The 15727-nt window shown below is 60.8% G+C and carries 15 protein-coding genes and 1 pseudogene; 10 read left to right on the forward strand and 6 right to left on the reverse strand.

From position 1 onward, the window contains the following. Window positions 1-168 precede the first annotated feature (168 nt). Entirely contained in the window at window positions 169-924 is a 756-nt protein-coding gene (locus AC07W7_RS01135; RefSeq protein WP_495038451.1) for a TetR/AcrR family transcriptional regulator, read from the forward strand. 152 nt (window positions 925-1076) lie between these two features. Here AC07W7_RS01135 and AC07W7_RS01140 read toward each other — a convergent pair whose 3' ends face one another. Together AC07W7_RS01140 and AC07W7_RS01145 are read right to left on the reverse strand one after the other, a co-directional pair. Then, entirely contained in the window at window positions 1077-2141 is a 1065-nt protein-coding gene (locus AC07W7_RS01140; RefSeq protein ID WP_495038452.1) for an FUSC family protein, read from the reverse strand. A gap of 157 nt (window positions 2142-2298) precedes the next feature. After that, window positions 2299-3924 (reverse strand): NADP-dependent glyceraldehyde-3-phosphate dehydrogenase, encoded by a 1626-nt coding sequence (locus tag AC07W7_RS01145; RefSeq protein WP_495038453.1) that lies wholly within the window; start codon window positions 3922-3924, stop codon window positions 2299-2301. Between the two features lie 140 nt (window positions 3925-4064). On the opposite strand from AC07W7_RS01145, the gene AC07W7_RS01150 reads away from it, so the two are divergent. Next, on the forward strand, window positions 4065-4931 hold the full coding sequence (locus AC07W7_RS01150) for a Dyp-type peroxidase (RefSeq protein ID WP_495038454.1): 867 nt from the start codon (window positions 4065-4067) through the stop codon (window positions 4929-4931). 37 nt (window positions 4932-4968) lie between these two features. Here AC07W7_RS01150 and AC07W7_RS01155 read toward each other — a convergent pair whose 3' ends face one another. Next, window positions 4969-5490 carry a DUF3087 domain-containing protein gene (locus tag AC07W7_RS01155; RefSeq protein ID WP_495038455.1) on the reverse strand — a complete coding sequence of 174 codons (522 nt, stop codon included), beginning with the start codon at window positions 5488-5490 and terminating at the stop codon, window positions 4969-4971. A 99-nt stretch (window positions 5491-5589) separates the two neighbouring features. Further along, window positions 5590-5832 (reverse strand): DUF6555 family protein, encoded by a 243-nt coding sequence (locus AC07W7_RS01160; RefSeq protein WP_495038456.1) that lies wholly within the window; start codon window positions 5830-5832, stop codon window positions 5590-5592. Between the two features lie 160 nt (window positions 5833-5992). Here AC07W7_RS01160 and AC07W7_RS01165 point away from each other — a divergent pair, with 160 nt between their 5' ends. The 5 genes from AC07W7_RS01165 (at window position 5993) to AC07W7_RS01185 (ending at window position 10937) form a co-directional block, all read left to right on the forward strand. Continuing rightward, on the forward strand, window positions 5993-6826 hold the full coding sequence (locus tag AC07W7_RS01165; RefSeq protein ID WP_495038457.1) for an arylamine N-acetyltransferase family protein: 834 nt from the start codon (window positions 5993-5995) through the stop codon (window positions 6824-6826). Between the two features lie 149 nt (window positions 6827-6975). After that, window positions 6976-7728 (forward strand): outer membrane beta-barrel protein, encoded by a 753-nt coding sequence (locus AC07W7_RS01170; protein WP_495038458.1) that lies wholly within the window; start codon window positions 6976-6978, stop codon window positions 7726-7728. A gap of 154 nt (window positions 7729-7882) precedes the next feature. Next, window positions 7883-8251, forward strand: a complete 369-nt coding sequence (locus tag AC07W7_RS01175) for a c-type cytochrome (RefSeq protein ID WP_495038459.1) — start codon at window positions 7883-7885, stop codon at window positions 8249-8251. A gap of 77 nt (window positions 8252-8328) precedes the next feature. Continuing rightward, entirely contained in the window at window positions 8329-9657 is a 1329-nt protein-coding gene (locus AC07W7_RS01180) for a D-arabinono-1,4-lactone oxidase (protein WP_495038611.1), read from the forward strand. A 68-nt stretch (window positions 9658-9725) separates the two neighbouring features. Beyond that, a complete protein-coding gene (locus AC07W7_RS01185) occupies window positions 9726-10937 on the forward strand; it encodes a DSD1 family PLP-dependent enzyme (RefSeq protein WP_169864240.1) in 1212 nt (403 codons plus the stop codon). Window positions 10938-10949: 12 nt separating this feature from the next. Here AC07W7_RS01185 and AC07W7_RS01190 read toward each other — a convergent pair. Further along, window positions 10950-11213, reverse strand: a pseudogene (locus AC07W7_RS01190) (transporter); the annotation flags it as partial. Window positions 11214-11456: 243 nt separating this feature from the next. Between AC07W7_RS01190 and AC07W7_RS01195 the strand changes: the two are divergent. Continuing rightward, window positions 11457-12494, forward strand: a complete 1038-nt coding sequence (locus AC07W7_RS01195) for an AraC family transcriptional regulator (protein ID WP_495038460.1) — start codon at window positions 11457-11459, stop codon at window positions 12492-12494. Window positions 12495-12557: 63 nt separating this feature from the next. Here the strand turns inward: AC07W7_RS01195 and AC07W7_RS01200 are convergent, their stop codons facing one another. Then, complete coding sequence (locus tag AC07W7_RS01200; RefSeq protein WP_076963301.1) at window positions 12558-13073, reverse strand: Hcp family type VI secretion system effector; 516 nt, start codon at window positions 13071-13073, stop codon at window positions 12558-12560. Window positions 13074-13620: 547 nt separating this feature from the next. Between AC07W7_RS01200 and tssA the strand changes: the two genes are divergently transcribed. After that, complete coding sequence (gene tssA / locus AC07W7_RS01205; protein ID WP_495038461.1) at window positions 13621-15174, forward strand: type VI secretion system protein TssA; 1554 nt, start codon at window positions 13621-13623, stop codon at window positions 15172-15174. A gap of 30 nt (window positions 15175-15204) precedes the next feature. After that, window positions 15205-15702, forward strand: coding sequence for a type VI secretion system contractile sheath small subunit (tssB, locus tag AC07W7_RS01210; RefSeq protein ID WP_495038462.1), 498 nt, complete (start codon window positions 15205-15207; stop codon window positions 15700-15702). The last annotated feature ends 25 nt before the right edge of the window (window positions 15703-15727 follow it).

Genomic DNA, 15727 nt, shown 5'->3' on the forward strand with positions numbered 1-15727 from the left:
CTACCGCTGGCCGGAAAATGCCGGGTCCTGCCCTGGGGAAGCCGTTTGCGGGGCGGGCGGCAACGCGTTTGGATAGTAGGGTGCAGTGTCACTACTTGCTTTCGGGCACTCGCCCCGGTATAAAAAATCAAATTTATTTTTAAAACATATTTCCCCCGTGGAACTTATATGGTCGCGAAGAAACTCAGCGCTCCAAATGTAACCAAGACTCGACTGCTGGATGCGACAGAGGCTCTTTTTATCAAGTACGGCTACGATGCCGTGTTGTTGCGGCAAATCACCGAGAAGGCCCAGGTCAACCTCGCCGCAGTAAATTATCACTTCGGGGACAAGGACTCCCTGATGAAAACATTACTGATGCAGCGCCTGGAGCCGCTCAACGAGCAGCGCCTGGAATTGCTTGCCCGGTGCGAGGCGGAGTCTGACGGCCCGCTGGATTGCGATACCTTGCTCGGCGTGCTGTTTGCCCCGGCCATGGGCCTGGAGCGCAGTGATCCGGCCAGCGGTGAAGGGCGCTCCTTCATTCGCTTCCTCGGCCGGGTGTACAGCGATACTTCGCCGTTTATCCAGGAATACCTCAAGGTGCACTACCAGCCCGTGTTCCAGCGTTTCTTCGAGGCCTTTGCCCTGGCGTTGCCCGACCTGCCGCGCAATGAGCTGGGGGTGCGCCTGCAATTTGCCTTGAAGGCGATTTCCGGGGTGATGGCCGGCACCGAGCTGCGCCTGCTGATGAACTCCATGAGCCTGGGGCGCCCGGCCACCGACGCGGAAGTCATGGCCAAGCTGATCACGCTGGTCTCGGCGGCTATTCGTGTGCCGCAGCAAAGCCCGGAGGCCGAAACGGCACTGGCGCGGGTACTGGATACCCAGCGCGCGATTCGTGGCCAGCCCGCGTTGCCGGCCACGGGCAAGGCCGCGCGTTGATCAAATGACGCGCAAAAAAAAGCCCGCTGGGGCGGCGGGCTTGATATGCAACGTTTGTAACGGATGAGGCTTCACCCTACGTCTGTGGATGTGAATAAATCGTGAAAAAACTGTAAGAAAAATAGGGCATCCGTGTTTTTGTGTAAAACGCTTCAGATCTTCCACGCCTTGGCGCTGTTCGCCAATCGTGCGTGCATCGCGTCGACGTTTGCCGCCAGTTGCGCGGTCAACAACCGATAGCCGTCCAGCGCACTGTGTACCGGGGCCTCCAGCGGGGCCTGGGGCTCAGGCGCAGCAATACGGGTGCGCTCCAACCGCTGCGTGGCGCCCGATTGCAGGGCGCGCGCCATCCCGATCAACTGCACGTGAATCTGCCGATGCTGGGTCTTGAGCGCCAATTGCAAGCGTGCCATGGCTTGTTCATCCCGTGGATCAGGGCGGGTATTGCCGAGAATTTCCAGGGTGCTGATGCACATGCGCAGATGGCGTTGGATCGCGTCCAGCTCGGTCATGGAAATCCGCACCTCCTTGGACACCGAAGGCATCAGCGAACGCAGTTGCAACATGGCCGCATTCAAGCGATTGAGCCGCTTGAGATGTTCATCATCGGTGACTGACTGGCCGCTGATGATCCGGCTGTAGATAGCGGCACAGTCACGCAGCGCACTGGCCAGGTTGTAGCGCCAGGAGTACACCGCATACAGCGGCAGGGCGAAAGAAAACGCCAGGGCCAGGGCGATGCCGATCAGAATATCGACAGTACGCCACAGGCCATCGGACAGCGGGTTATCGCCGTGGCCGGCGACGATAAATACCGTGATTCCCGACAGCAGCGCGGTGTACCCACCCTTGCCGATGGCGTGATAGGAAAAGAAGCCGCACACCACTGACATCAACAGGTAGGTCAGCAAGGGTTGGCCGAGGTAAGCCTGTTGCGCCACCAGCAACAGGCCGATACTGGCCCCGATCAGCGTACCGTAGGCCCGCTCCACGGCTTTCTTGCCGATATTGCCGTGGTGCTGCAGGCCACCAATCACCACCAGCATGGTCACCGACGCCCATTCGCCATGGGGTAGGTTGAGACCGGTGGTGAGCAGGATGGTCGCGAGCAGGCCGATGGAAACCCGTATGGCGTGGATCAGTTTGGCATGGCGATAGCGGCGATAGGGGTCGAGCAGTGGCCGCAACAGGCGACGGGCGAAGGGCGGCAGATTCATCGGGATTAAGAAGGCCTCATCTTTAGATGTTATGCGGGTCCAGTGTGGGAGCGGGCTTGCTCGCGATCGCGGAGTGTCAGCCAACAAATCTGGTGCTGATACACCGCGATCGCGAGCAAGCCCGCTCCCACACAGCCCGCTCCTACATGGGAGCAGTTTAGAAAATATAGTCGGTGGTCAGGAAGCTCGACGCCCGGTCCCGAATGATATCGCTGATCAGCGCTTTGTTGCTGTCCTGGAACTTGGTGGCCACCAGGGTGCGGATCGAGAACACCCGCAGGGCGTCATGCACCGACAAGGTGCCCTCGGCCGAGTTCTTGCGGCCATTGAACGGGAAGGTGTCGGGGCCGCGCTGGCATTGGGCGTTGATATTGATTCGGCCCACCTGGTTGGCAAAGGTGTCCACCAGGCGCCCGATTTGCGCCGGGTCAGTGCCGAAGAGGCTCAACTGTTGGCCGAAATCCGACTCCAGGACATAGTCGATCACCGTGTCCAGGTCGCGGTAGGGCACGATGGGGACCACCGGGCCAAACTGTTCCTCGTGATACACGCGCATCTGCGGGTTCACCGGGTACAGCACCGCCGGGTAGAAGAAGGAGCCACGGCTGGCGCCGCCATTGGCGTTCACCACCTTGGCCCCATGCTGTTCGGCATCGGTCACCAGGCCGTTGAGGTAGTCGACCTTGCCCACTTCCGGCAACGGCGTCAGCGCCACACCGTCTTCCCAGGGCATGCCCGGCTTGAGGGTGGCCAGTTTGTGGTTGAATTTCTCGATGAAACGCTCGACCACGGCCTCATGCACAAACAGGATTTTCAACGCAGTGCAGCGCTGGCCGTTGAAGGACAGCGAGCCGGTGAGCGCCTCGTTGACGGCGTTATCCAGGTCGACCTCAGGCAGTACGATGCCGGGGTTTTTCGCATCCAGCCCCAGGGCCGCACGCAGGCGATGGGGGCGCGGGTGCAGCTTTTTCAAATCGCTGGCCGCCTTGTTGGTGCCGATAAACGCAAAGATATCCACCTTGCCGCTGGCCATCAGCGCGCTGACGGTCTCGCGGCCACTGCCATAGATCACGTTGATAACCCCGGCCGGGAAGCTGTCGCGGAAGGCTTCCAGCAGCGGGCGGATCAACAGCACGCCGAGCTTGGCCGGCTTGAACACCACGGTGTTGCCCATGATCAGCGCCGGAATCAGCGTGGTGAAGGTTTCGTTGAGCGGGTAGTTATAGGGCCCCATGCACAGCGCCACGCCCATGGGCACGCGGCGGATCTGCCCCAGGGTGTCCTGTTCCAGCTCGAAGCGGCTGGAGCGGCGGTCCAGTTCCTTGAGGGCATTGATGGTATCGGTGATGTAGTCGCAGGTGCGGTCGAACTCTTTCTGCGAGTCCTTGAGGTTCTTGCCGATTTCCCACATCAGCAGTTTCACCACGGCATCGCGCTGTTCGCGCATGCGCCGCAAAAACGCCTCGACATGCTGGATCCGCTCGACCACCCGCATCGTAGGCCACTGGCCCTGGCCCCGATCATAGGCCCGCACCGCAGCATCGAGGGCGAGCAGGGCGGTTTCGGTATCCAGCAGGGGCGTGCTGCCGATCATCACTGGCGTGTCGCCGTCAGCGCCCGCCAACTGGACTGGGCTGCGCACCTGGGCCAAGGGGCCGTTCCAGGTGCGCAACTGGCCATCGACCAGATAGTCGCGCTGTTCGATGGGGGCGGCGAGGCGAAATTGTTCGGGAATGTCGTTGACGGTGGGAAACAGATTGGCAAGCAGGTGAGTGGTGGTCATGTCGCTACCCCTGGAGTGGTTGCACAGCGTGGGTCAGAGATTCCCCCATCCGAGGGCTCTGTTGCAAGGCTTACACGTATTTCCCTACGCACCGTGGGGCTGTGCCGGGTAAACTACGCGGCTTTCTTGAAGGAGTTCATATGAGTCAGTACCAGCCGGGCATTCTTGCCGCACCGGTGCCGTTGCAGGCACGCCATCTGTTTTTTGCCATCGAATCCATTGACGCCGTGCCGGCAGCGCTGGATGCGCTGGTGCAGCTGGTCGACTCGGCAGGGGTGGTGGGCTTGGGTGAACCGCTGGTCAAGGCCCTTGGCGCGCAGGTCGACGGGCTGCGCAGTTTCCCGCCTATCTCGGCGCCTGGTGCCGATAACCCATCCACCCAGCAGGCGTTGTGGTGCTGGCTGCATGGCGCAGACCGTGGTGAATTGCTGCTGCGCAGTCGGGCTTTTGAGAAAGCCCTGGCGCCGGCTTTTCGCCTGGTGCAGATGACCGAAGGTTTCCGCTACAAGACCGGCTTTGACCTGACCGACTACGAAGACGGCACCGAAAACCCCCGCGACGATGCCGCCGTCCAAGCCGCCGTTGCCGACAGCGGCGCCAGCTTTGCCGCGATCCAGCAATGGCAGCACGACCTGGACGGTTTCGCCGCCTTGCCGGCCCAGGAGCGCGACCACATCATCGGGCGTCGCCATGGCGATAACGAAGAGCTGGAGGACGCCCCCGAGTCCGCCCACGTCAAGCGCACCGCCCAGGAGAGCTTCACCCCCGAAGCCTTTGTGGTGCGCCGCTCGATGCCCTGGGCCGAAAATGGCCAGGCGGGGTTGATGTTCCTCGCATTCGGCCATTCCTTCGATGCCTTCGAGGCCCAGTTGCGCCGCATGAGTGGCCTGGAAGACGGGATTGTCGATGGCCTGTACCGCATCAGCACGCCGCTGACCGGTGGTTACTACTGGTGCCCGCCGCTCAAGGACGGGCATCTGGACCTGGGCGTGCTCTTCGCCGCCTGAGCCCTTTGCCGGAGCCCGCAAGCGGGCTCCTGTCACCTCAGGTGTCGCTCATGGCCTTCAACCACGCCGGGTCCAGGCGCGTTTGCTCAGTTTCGATTCCCTGCGCCTTCATCTGTGCCTGGTGTTCTTGGATTTCCCTGACCAGTTGCGCCTGTGCGCTGGAATTGGCATCCAACTCGTGCATCTGCGTCAGCCCCAGGTGGTAGAACCGCAGCAGCTTCAGCGCCGCCGGATTGTTGGCCTGTACCCGCTCGGTGACCTTGTGCATGACGTTGGTCACCCGCATCAGGTTGCGCTTGAGCTGCCAGCCATAGATCGCGGGGGCCAGCCAGGCCTGTGACCAGAGCGGGCCGCGGACCAGGGCGATGGTCAGGACCACGCCAGCCACCACACCGCCGATATTGAAGCGAAAGTTGTCGCCGCCGGGCTCGCCAAACAGCATCACCGCCAGGCTCGACAGCAGCATGGCCAGGGCGATGAAGATCACCGCGACGATCAGCGTGCTGCGGCGTGTTTGCTGGCGATAGGTTTGCGGATCGACAGGTTTGATCTCGAACATGCGGGATGCAGTCTCCATAAGCCAAGTAGGGGTATTGCGCGGCGCGGCATCTTCTCATGATTTGTGGCGGGGGGTGAGAAGAAACCAGGCCGCCAATGCCTACAAGTGCTTGGGGGCGATCCAGGTAACGTCAGTGATGCCGTATTTCTCCGCCCATGGCCGGGTGGTTTTTTTGGTGCGCTCATGGCCTGGACGCCCAATGCGCCCGACGTGGGCCACCCCGGCGTCACAGCTAGCCCAGTGCCATGCCTCTGCGTTATTCATGACCTCCGCCCGCACCACAAAGGACTTGGGTTCGCCATGCAGCCTGTAGTGGATGGTGTAGATCGTTGCCGTGCCCATATTGCCTCCCTGTTTTGTTATGGAATGGATGCGGATTGATTCAGAAAGGTTCAGAAAGTTTGTGCTGCATTCTTGCAATCTATTGCCACAGATCAGTATTGGCAGCGACGACGGTTACAGGTATTAGTGAAGCCTTCGCCCTGCGCCCAAGGATCTCGTCATGCTCAAGGATTCTTCCCGCCTGACCCACAGCCGCCTATACCTGCAACGCCTGGGTTACGACACGCCGCCAGCACCAACCCTGGAGACCCTGGCGCAGTTGCAGTTGCGTCATGTCTGTACCTTCGCCTTTGAAAACCTCTCGGTCCTGTCACAGTTGCCGGTGCCCCTGGACTTGGCCAGCATCGAGCAGAAAGTCCTGTTCGATGGGCGGGGCGGCTATTGCTACGAACTGAACCAGATGTTCCTGGCGTTGTTGCAAGAGCTGGGCTTTGATGCCCGCGGCATCACCGGCCGCGTGGTGATCGGTGGGCCGCCCGATGCGCATACCGCACGCGCGCATCGCCTGGCCCTGGTGACCCTGGCGGGTGTGCGCTACATCAGCGATGTCGCCTTGGGTGGCATGGTGCCAAGCAGCCCATTGCAACTGGATAACCTGGCGCCCCAGGCCACGGCCCATGAACCCTATCGCCTGACCTTGAACGACGCCAGCTACACCCTGTGGGCCCAGGTCGGCGAGGAGTGGCGCGGGCTGTACGTGTTCGACCTGCAGTCGCAGTCGCACTTCGACTATGAAGTCGGCAACTGGTATGTCTCCACGCATCCCGACTCGCCATTTGTGAACCACTTGAAAGTGGCGCTGGTCGGGCCTGGGCTGCGGCGTACCCTGAACAACGGCCACTATGCGATTCATTACCTGGGCCGCGACAGCGAGAAGCACAGGATCACGGACGTGGATGAGCTGTTGGTCTTGCTGCGCGAAGCCTTTGCTTTACGTGTCCCCGATTACCCGCCACTGCGCGCGAAACTGGCGCAACTGTTGGCCGATAGCTGATGGACCGGCTCCAGGAGGCTTGATCCAGAGCCTTCACTGAAGCGTTTTACCTCCGTTTGACCGGGCAAATTAAATCGAACCTTTCGCAAAACGGGGGGCTCGAACCGATTCCTGAATAATTTGCCCACCCAAGAAGGAGATGTAAGACGATGTCCAAGCAATTCGGAAAATTCCTCAAGAGTTCCTCGCTCCTGGCCCTGGTTGCCGCACCGGCCATGGTATTTGCGGCACCGCCCACCGATCCGATTTCCACGTTCGGTATCCTGGGCAGCTACAACGACTTCAAGCTCGAAGGCGGCAGTGAAAGCGACAAGGAGCAGATGCCGCAAGCGGGCCTGTTCTATAACTTCGGCAACAAGCTGACCGCCGAATCCGGCTTTATCTACCAGGCTGGCGTGGACGCCAAGTTCGGCAAGAAAAGCGACAACAAGCTCAAGGAAGGCCAGGCCGACCTCGACCTGGGTTGGCGCGCCGCGCTGGATGCGCGCAATTTTGTCGATGTACTGGTCGGTGGTGGCTACAACTGGACCCGCTACGAGCCGGAGTCCGGCGACTACGACATGCAACTCACCAGCAAGTCGCCGTTTGCCAAGGCCGCCCTGGGTTACAACCATCAGTTCGACAGCATGACCCTGCGCGTCGAAGCAGGCGCCCGCTACACCCTCGATGGCCGCGCCAAGCTCAAGGTCGACGGCATTGGCAGCGACACCGTGGACCTCAAGGACCGCACCAACCCCTACGCCGAAGTCAGCCTGCTGATGAACCAGAACGGCGACCTGCCGGTGATGGCAGGCCTGTATTACACCCGTACCGAATACAAGCTCGATGCGGACTCCGAAGTGGCCGATAACACCAAGCTCAAGCGCGACGAGTACGGCTTCAAGGTCGGCCTGGCTTTCTAAGCCGCCTGCTGCGGGCGCCGGCGTTCTGTCATGGATCGCCGGTCGTCCAACCCTGTCCGCCCAAGCCCCCCTTTGTGTCCCCCAATACCCTCAACGCCGCGGCCCTGCTGACTTAGTGTGAACCCAGCTGTTCACACCACAAGAGAGGCTGGCTATGTGGTCTATGACTCCCCGCCGCATGGGTTTGCTCCTGGCCTTGCCGGGCCTGCTGGCAGCCTGTGACGACAAACTGCAACATCCCCCGCAGCCTGCCACGGCAAGCCGCGCCATGCCTGGCGACCCGGCACTGGCCCGGGTCTACGACACCAGTTGCAAACTGTGTCACGCCAACCCGGCATCCGGCGCACCACTGACCGGCGATAGCCAGGCCTGGCGCCCCCGCGTTGCCCAGGGCGTGGACACGCTGCTGGACCATACCCTCAACGGCTACAACGGCATGCCGCCGATGGGCCTGTGCATGCAGTGCTCCGAGGAGCAGTTCCTGGGGCTGATCAGTTTTATGGCCGGTACTCACATCCAATAACAACAATGGAGTAGGTGATGGTGCTTTCACGCAGGCAACTGTTGCAGCGCTCGGCCGCAGCCGGCGCATTCCTGGCAATCAGCAGCAACCCGGCGCTGGCCCAGTTGGCCCGGGCGCCGCGCTTGATCCCCTGGCGCAACTGGTCGGGCGCACAACAGTGCCTGCCCCTTGAACGGTTGGCCCCCAGGAACCTGGATGAGTTGGTGCAGGTCATTCGCCAGGCACCGGGCAAGATCCGCCCGGTGGGGGCGGGCCATTCGTTCAGTGCCTTGGTCCCGACCGATGGCACGCTACTGTCGCTGAGTTTTTTCAATGGTTTGCTCGATCACGACCCCGGCAGCCTGCAAGCCACCTTCGCCGCCGGTACGCCCATGTCCCGCATGGGGCCGGCGCTCAAGGCGATCGGCCAGGCACTGCCGAACATGGCAGACATCGACTACCAGACCCTGGCCGGTGCCATTTCCACCTCGACCCATGGCACCGGGGTCGGCTTTACCTCGTATTCGGCCGGTGTCACCGGCCTGCAACTGGTGACGGCCCAGGGCGAAGTGCTCGATTGCGATGCCGGGCGTGAGCGCGAGGTGTTCAACGCCGCCCGGGTGTCGCTGGGTGCGCTCGGCGTGAGCACCCGCGTGCGCCTGCAAAACCGCACGCCTTACCGCCTGCGGGAGCGCCAATGGATTGCCCGCACCGAGGAATTGTTGGAGGACGTGGTGAACACCACCCGGGAGAACCAGCACTGGGAGATGCTGGTGGTGACCCATTCCGACTATGCCTTGTCCATCGCCCTCAACGAAACCACCGATGCCCCGACCCCGCCAATCGACCCGGCAGAGGCGGGCGGCAATGAGTTCGTGTCGATTATCGAAAACCTCGATAAATATGCCAGCGACTTTCCCGAAACGCGCCGCATGCTGCTCAACAGCCTGCGCTATTTCGCCCGTTTCCAGGACCGGGTGGCCGAATCGTTCGAGGTCTACGCCAACGTGCGCAATGTGCGTTTCAACGAGATGGAGTATTCGCTGCCCGCCGAACATGGCCCGGCCTGCCTGCGAGAAATCCTCAAGCTGATCCGCGACCAGGGTTTGCGCACCTGGTTTCCCATCGAGTATCGCTACGTCAAGGCTGACGATATTCCCCTGAGCATGTTTGAAGGCCGCGACAGCTGTTCGATCTCGGTGCACCAGCACTACACCATGGACCATCACAACGTCTTCGCCGCCGTCGAGCCGATCTTCTGGAAATACGCCGGTCGGCCGCACTGGGGCAAACTGCATAGCCTCAATGCCCGCGCCTTGCAGGCCCTGTATCCGCGCTGGCAGGAGTTCGCACGGGTGCGCCAGGCCCTGGACCCCGGCGGCAAATTCCTCAATGCACACCTGTCATCAATCCTGGGAGTTGCCTGATGAACCGCAGACACTTCATGGCCGGCACCCTCGGCGCCGGTGCCTTGCTGGTGGCGGGCGCGGCGCTGTTGCGTCCGGCTGACCGGGGCTCGCCCTACAGCGAGTATTTTCGCCAGTTGAACCAGCAGCTCAAAGCCCATGGGCCGATGCGTCCGGTGTTGCTGATTGACCTGGATCGCCTGGATCACAACATCGACATCGTGATGCAGTCGGTCCAGCGCGCTGGCAAGCACCTACGGTTGGTGGAAAAATCCCTGCCTGCGCCGGGCCTGTTGGCCTACATCGCCAAGCGCGCCGGCACTCAGCGTCTGATGTCGTTTCACCAACCCTTTCTCAACCACGATGCCCGAGTGTTTCCCGACGCCGATATCCTGCTGGGCAAGCCGTTGCCGGTGCGTTCTGCCGAGCTGTTCTATCAAGGCCACCAAGGGCCATTCGACCCCGCCCGACAATTGCAGTGGCTGTTGGATACACCGCAACGCCTGCAGCAATACCTGGCGCTGGCCCAGGGCCTGGGCACACGGCTGCGGATCAATATCGAGCTGGATGTGGGCCTGCATCGCGGCGGTATCAGCGATAACGCGGGGTTGGGGCAGATGCTTGGGCTGATCAGTGCACACCCGCAGCACCTGGAGTTTGCGGGCTTCATGGGCTATGACCCGTTTGTCGGCATGGGCGTGCCGGGCATCCTTGGCTCGCCCCAGGCGTTGTTCGACAAGGTCATGCAGCGTTACAACGGCTTTGTTGACTTCACCTGCCAGCAATTTGCGCCCCTGTGGCGTGATGGCCTGACGCTCAATACCGCTGGCAGTCCCAGCTATCGGATGCATGAGCAGGAGCGGTTGAGTAGCGAAGTCTCGGTGGGCACGGCCATGCTCAAACCTACGCACTATGATTTGCCATCCCTCAGCGAGCATGTACCGGCGGCCTATATCGCCACGCCAGTGCTCAAAAGCACCGGCGTGGTCAATATCCCGGCGCTGGATGACAAGTCCCGGTTGCTGTCCTGGTGGGATCGCAACCAGCGCGCCACGTTCTTTATTTATGGCGGTCATTGGCTGGCCGATTTCGAGTCGCCCTCGGGGCTGCAAAGTAATGGCTTGTATGGTCGCAGTTCCAATCAGGAGATGGTCAATGGCTCGCCTGGGGTTGGCCTGGACGTCGACGACCAGGTGTTCTTGCGCCCGAGCCAGACGGAGTCGGTGCTTCTGCAATTTGGCGATTTGCTGGCGGTGCGCGGCGCCAGCATTGTCGAGCGCTGGCCGGTCTACACCGGCTGAAATAACGCCCCCCTACAACGCAAACGGAATCGTCAGCTTGGCCCACACCATATCGCCTTGCGGCCGGTTCTCTACCTCAAACTCCTTGGCCCAGCGGATCTCTGCACTGGCGTACTTAAGAAAGGTGAAATACACCGCCGGACCAATCGCCAACACCTGGCCCCGCACACCGTCATCGACGTCTTCGCCATAAATATTGGTGACGGTGCGCCCGTATTGCCTATCGTCAGTCGTCTGCTTGAGGTAGTAGCCATTGATGCCCAGGCTTAAGTGGTCGGGGGGCAAGCGCACGGGTCGGATTCATGTCTGGGCTCATTATTATTGTTGGAGGGGGGCCTTCATCGGGGCCTTGCCCATAGAAATAAGCCCTTGGCGCCCCAGAGGGCAGGGTATTGGCGGCCACAGAGGGGGCTTTGCCGGACACTGTTCATTCAGAGTGCGGCGAGCCTTGCAAGCACCTATGATTGTCAGGATGTTTCTAAAACAATAACCGGGCAGACAGTCGGGAATCGCAGATCCATGCACAGCAAAACCGTTGATCCACACTATGAGCTGGCGCTGGTGTCGCCTTTTCTCCTGCAAACCCTGGGGCAGGTTGTGACGCAAAAAGGTGCGAATGCCGGGCATCTGTGTCGTGGCCTGGGCTTTACCCTGGCGGACCTGGACGACCCGGCGCTGCGCATCTCCTATCGCCAGGCCGTGGCAATGATCCAGCGTGCGCTCAAGGCCTTGCCGGACCAGGGGCTGGGCCTGTGTGTCGGCAATCAGAATGTGCTGGGCACCCTGGGCCTGCTGGGGCATGTCATCTCGTTGTGCAAGACCCTGCGCGATGCCTTTGCCGTGGGCGAGCGGCACCAACACACCTCTGGCGGCATCGCCACCTCACACACCCATGAAGGTGCGCAGGAGGTCATGGTCGATGTCGAATGCCTGTTGCCCTATGCCGAAGTCCAGGTGTTTGCCGCCGAGGAATTCTTTGCCAGCCTCATGGTCTACGGGCGGACCCTAGTGGGCAGCGAATTCAAGCCATTGCGCATGGAATTCATGCACGCACCGCCGGTATATGCCGCCGAGTACCCGCGCTTGTTCGGTGACGATGTGCGCTTTGGCTGCCTGCACAATCGCATGGTCCTGGAGGCCCGCTGGCTGGACGTGCAGTTGCCAAATCATCATGCCCTGGCCTTGCGCCAGGCCCTTGGCCTGCTGGAACTGGAAAGTGCCCAGTTGCACCGGAAAATGGACCTGATCCAGGCCGTGGAGCGCGCTATTTCCCGTGATTTACAGGGCAGTCAACTGGAAAAGGTCGCCAGTGACCTGAACATGAGCGGGCGCACCCTGCGCCGGCGCCTGACCGATCATGGGCTGACCTTTGAAGCGTTGCTGGAACAGGTACGTCGCGCCCGGACCATGGGGTTGCTGGGCAACCCTGGCCTGTCCATCGAGCGTATTACCCAAGAGGTGGGCTACAGTGACGTACGCAGCTTTCGCCGGGCGTTCAAGCGCTGGACGGGGCTCAGCCCCAGTGCGTTTCGGGGGGTGGCCACGGAGTGGCATTGAACCCCGCCGGCCGTGGATCAAACGCTATCGCTGGTTGCGATGTCGTTTGATCCACGGCCGGGTTCAGCCGGCTACCGGGCTGCGCCAGTCGTCAGAGCCGGACGTGCCCGAGACCTCATGGGTCCAGACGATTTTACGGTAGGTGAAGTGCACATCCTCCAGGTGGGTGAAGTGTGCATTTGCCGGGTCCTGGCAGTTGGGCATCCGTGACTGGATGTCCACGATGATCGCGTCTTCCAGCTCAATGGTGAAGTAATGCTCCTGGGTTCCGGCGGATGACGTGCGATACCACTCAAGGCGGCACTTGACCATTTCCCCCGATGTCAGCGCGCTGAACAGCAGCGGTGAGGATTTATCGAACACCTTGCTGATCATCAGCGGCTTGTGTACCCGCTGGCCGGTGGGCTGGCCCGACTGTGGATCCCGGGGAATGATGACCTGGTGCTGGAATGCCTCGACCAGGATCTGGTCCTCGTGGCCTTCCTGATAGATATTGCCTACCGAATCCTGGGTGAATGTGCCTGCCGTGATCAGACCCTGCTTGGTGCCGGTGATCGAGAGGTATGCGGGTGTTGGCATGACGGGTTTCCTTGCCTGATAGATAAGTTTGCGCTGTTGGGCGCCATGGCTCACTAACAAAAAGTGTGCCGGATAACCGTCGCCTAATAAAATAAGGGCGTTGTTTAAGCGTGGGCGTGCAATGGCGCCTCGGTTGTATGTTTTTTGCTCTTGAAGTTGAGTTTGTTTGCGCAGTAGTGCGCAATTAATTGCCCGGTGCGTGGGTGTCGCGGTATTGAGAGCTCAGTATTTAGTTTAAGTACAGCGTAATTGAAAAGGCTGTGCAATTTTTTGCGCACGCCTGAATGAAGCCTCTTGTCTGCGGATGCGAGCGGCCTTGCGTGTTTCAAGGGCGCCCGTTGAGTACGCTGACTGACAAACAATGAATCAGCATTGTTTTTGTAGGAATCTCCTTAACTAGATCTGGGTGGCTTGCCCAATAAAATATTGCTGGCTATGGTTTGCACTTATCGCTACACGGAAATGGAATTCACTCAGTATAAGCTCGGTGTTTATATAGGTGTTCGCCATACTTTAATTGAGCATAACCAGCACAGTACGGCCCACCATGGTTTATCCAGACAAGCTTTCGGCTTATTACCTGGAACTTGCCCAGTCACCGATCTCGGCTGGCGGTTTTGCAGGGGAGGACATACGTTTTTCGGCGGGGTATGAAGCGCTGGAAAATGAGCTGGACAAGGCCCGGTCGATCCATGGCAACAGCCAGCCGGACTGGCAGGGTGTGAGGGACAAAAGCGAAGCCTTGTTGCGTCACGAGTCCAAGGATCTGCGGGTGGTTGCCTGGTTGACCTGGGCTTTGTATCAACGTGAATCCTTTCCTGGCCTGCTCGCCGGGCTCGGCATGTTGCGTGAACTCTGTGAGCACCACTGGGCGACGGTACACCCCATCAAGCTGCGTACCCGTATTGCGGCTTTTGCTTGGCTGGTGCAGCGTATTGAGCCGGTGCTGGCACAGAGCTTTGCACTCAAAGACCAGCGCTCCCTGTTCCAAGGTATGGCAGGGCACTTGGCACGCCTTGATGAGCTGTGGGTCGGGCACCTGGGGGATGATGCCCCGTTGCTACTGGCCGTTCGCAGGCAGCTCGAGGACAAGCTGCAACAGGCCCTGGAGAGTGACCCGCCGCCATCAGGCGTGAGCGGTGTGGTCGCCCAGGTCAAGCAGGTGGCAACCCAACTGCTGGCGCCTGAGCCGGTGGTGAACAATGAGAAAGACGTGCACAAGCTCTTGCGCACGCTGCAGGACAACGCTCGCCCCCTGTGCGCCTGGTGGTTGCGCCAGAACACCACTGACCTGCGGGCCTTGCGCTTGAACCGGACACTGACGTGGCTGGGGATCACCGCTCTTCCCGATAGCAACAGCGAACAGATAACGCCGTTGCGAGGGCTGGCGCCCGACAAGCTCAAGCGCTATCAGGAGCGTTTTGCCCAGGGGCATTACGCCGACCTGTTGCTGGAGCTTGAAGCCAGCCTGGCGAGCGCGCCTTTCTGGTTTGACGGCGTGCGCATGGTCTGGGAGTGCCTCCAGGCGCTACAGGCCGAGCTGGCGATGGTCGAGGTTGAGATTCAGTTCGCCTTGTTGTTGCAACGACTGCCCGGGGTTGCCCAGTTGCGTTTCCATGATGGCGCGCCCTTTGCCGATGCTGCCACCCGTGGGTGGATCGACACCCAGGTTAGCCACCACCTGCAAATCCGGGTGCCGGTCAGCACCCGTGCCAGTGCCGGCCCGGCGCCATGGGAGGAGGCCTTGCAGGCGATTGCTCCGCTGCTGCGCAAGGAAGGGTTGAAGGCCGCTGTCCAGGCCTACAAAAACGCCATGCAGGCCGCTCGGGGGGATCGCGCCCGGTTTTACTGGCGCCTTGGCCTGGCTCGGTTGTGTGTCCAGGGGGCCAAGCATGACTTGGCCAGGGTCCAGCTTGAACAGCTCGAACAGGAGCTGCAGCACTGCGGCCTGTATCGCTGGGAGCCTGACCTGACCCTTGAGGTGTTGCAACTGTTGTACGCCTGTTACGACGTATTGCCCCAGGGCCATGGCCTGCGCGAGCGCAAGGATGAGATCCATCGCAAGTTGTGCCAGGTCGATCTTGAAGCGGTACTCGAATAGGTTTCCGTCATCACGCAAAGGAGAAACACCATGGCCAAAGAAGGTTCGGTCGCCCCCAAGGAACGTATCAACATCACGTTCAAGCCGGCCATAGGCGGTGCCCAGGAAGAGGTCGAGCTGCCCCTGAAGCTGCTGGTCCTGGGTGACTTCACTCAGCGCGAAGATACGCGCAAGGTTGAAGACCGCAAGCCCATCAGTATCGACAAGAACACCCTGGACGAGGTGCTGGCCAAGCAGACCTTGAGCCTGTTGCTGAGTGTGCCCAATCGACTGCAGGAAACGGATGAAGCCGACGAGTTGGCCGTCCAGGTGCGTATCAACGCCATGAAGGACTTCAACCCGGCCCATCTGGTCGAGCAGGTTCCGCAGTTGAAAAAACTGATGGCGCTGCGCGAGGCGCTGGTCGCGCTCAAAGGCCCCCTGGGTAACGCGCCGAGTTTTCGCAAGGCCATAGAAAACGCCCTGGCCGATGAGCAGTCCCGTGCGCGGGTATTGGCCGAACTGGGGCTGAACAGCCCTGCCGCATGATCTTCTCAGTAAAAGGACACTGATC

This window comes from Pseudomonas sp. GW821-FHT01D09 (assembly GCF_059422465.1).

What these genes read in the sequence shown, in the direction of transcription:
- AC07W7_RS01135 (WP_495038451.1), top strand. Translation starts at nt 169, where the DNA reads ATGGTCGCGAAGAAACTCAGCGCTCCAAATGTAACCAAGACTCGACTG.
- AC07W7_RS01170 (WP_495038458.1), top strand. Translation starts at nt 6,976, where the DNA reads ATGTCCAAGCAATTCGGAAAATTCCTCAAGAGTTCCTCGCTCCTGGCC.
- tssA (WP_495038461.1), top strand. Translation starts at nt 13,621, where the DNA reads ATGGTTTATCCAGACAAGCTTTCGGCTTATTACCTGGAACTTGCCCAG.
- AC07W7_RS01155 (WP_495038455.1), bottom strand. Translation starts at nt 5,490, where the DNA reads ATGTTCGAGATCAAACCTGTCGATCCGCAAACCTATCGCCAGCAAACA.
- AC07W7_RS01195 (WP_495038460.1), top strand. Translation starts at nt 11,457, where the DNA reads ATGCACAGCAAAACCGTTGATCCACACTATGAGCTGGCGCTGGTGTCG.
- AC07W7_RS01160 (WP_495038456.1), bottom strand. Translation starts at nt 5,832, where the DNA reads ATGGGCACGGCAACGATCTACACCATCCACTACAGGCTGCATGGCGAA.
- tssB (WP_495038462.1), top strand. Translation starts at nt 15,205, where the DNA reads ATGGCCAAAGAAGGTTCGGTCGCCCCCAAGGAACGTATCAACATCACG.
- AC07W7_RS01150 (WP_495038454.1), top strand. Translation starts at nt 4,065, where the DNA reads ATGAGTCAGTACCAGCCGGGCATTCTTGCCGCACCGGTGCCGTTGCAG.
- AC07W7_RS01140 (WP_495038452.1), bottom strand. Translation starts at nt 2,141, where the DNA reads ATGAATCTGCCGCCCTTCGCCCGTCGCCTGTTGCGGCCACTGCTCGAC.
- AC07W7_RS01165 (WP_495038457.1), top strand. Translation starts at nt 5,993, where the DNA reads ATGCTCAAGGATTCTTCCCGCCTGACCCACAGCCGCCTATACCTGCAA.
- AC07W7_RS01145 (WP_495038453.1), bottom strand. Translation starts at nt 3,924, where the DNA reads ATGACCACCACTCACCTGCTTGCCAATCTGTTTCCCACCGTCAACGAC.
- AC07W7_RS01200 (WP_076963301.1), bottom strand. Translation starts at nt 13,073, where the DNA reads ATGCCAACACCCGCATACCTCTCGATCACCGGCACCAAGCAGGGTCTG.
- AC07W7_RS01175 (WP_495038459.1), top strand. Translation starts at nt 7,883, where the DNA reads ATGTGGTCTATGACTCCCCGCCGCATGGGTTTGCTCCTGGCCTTGCCG.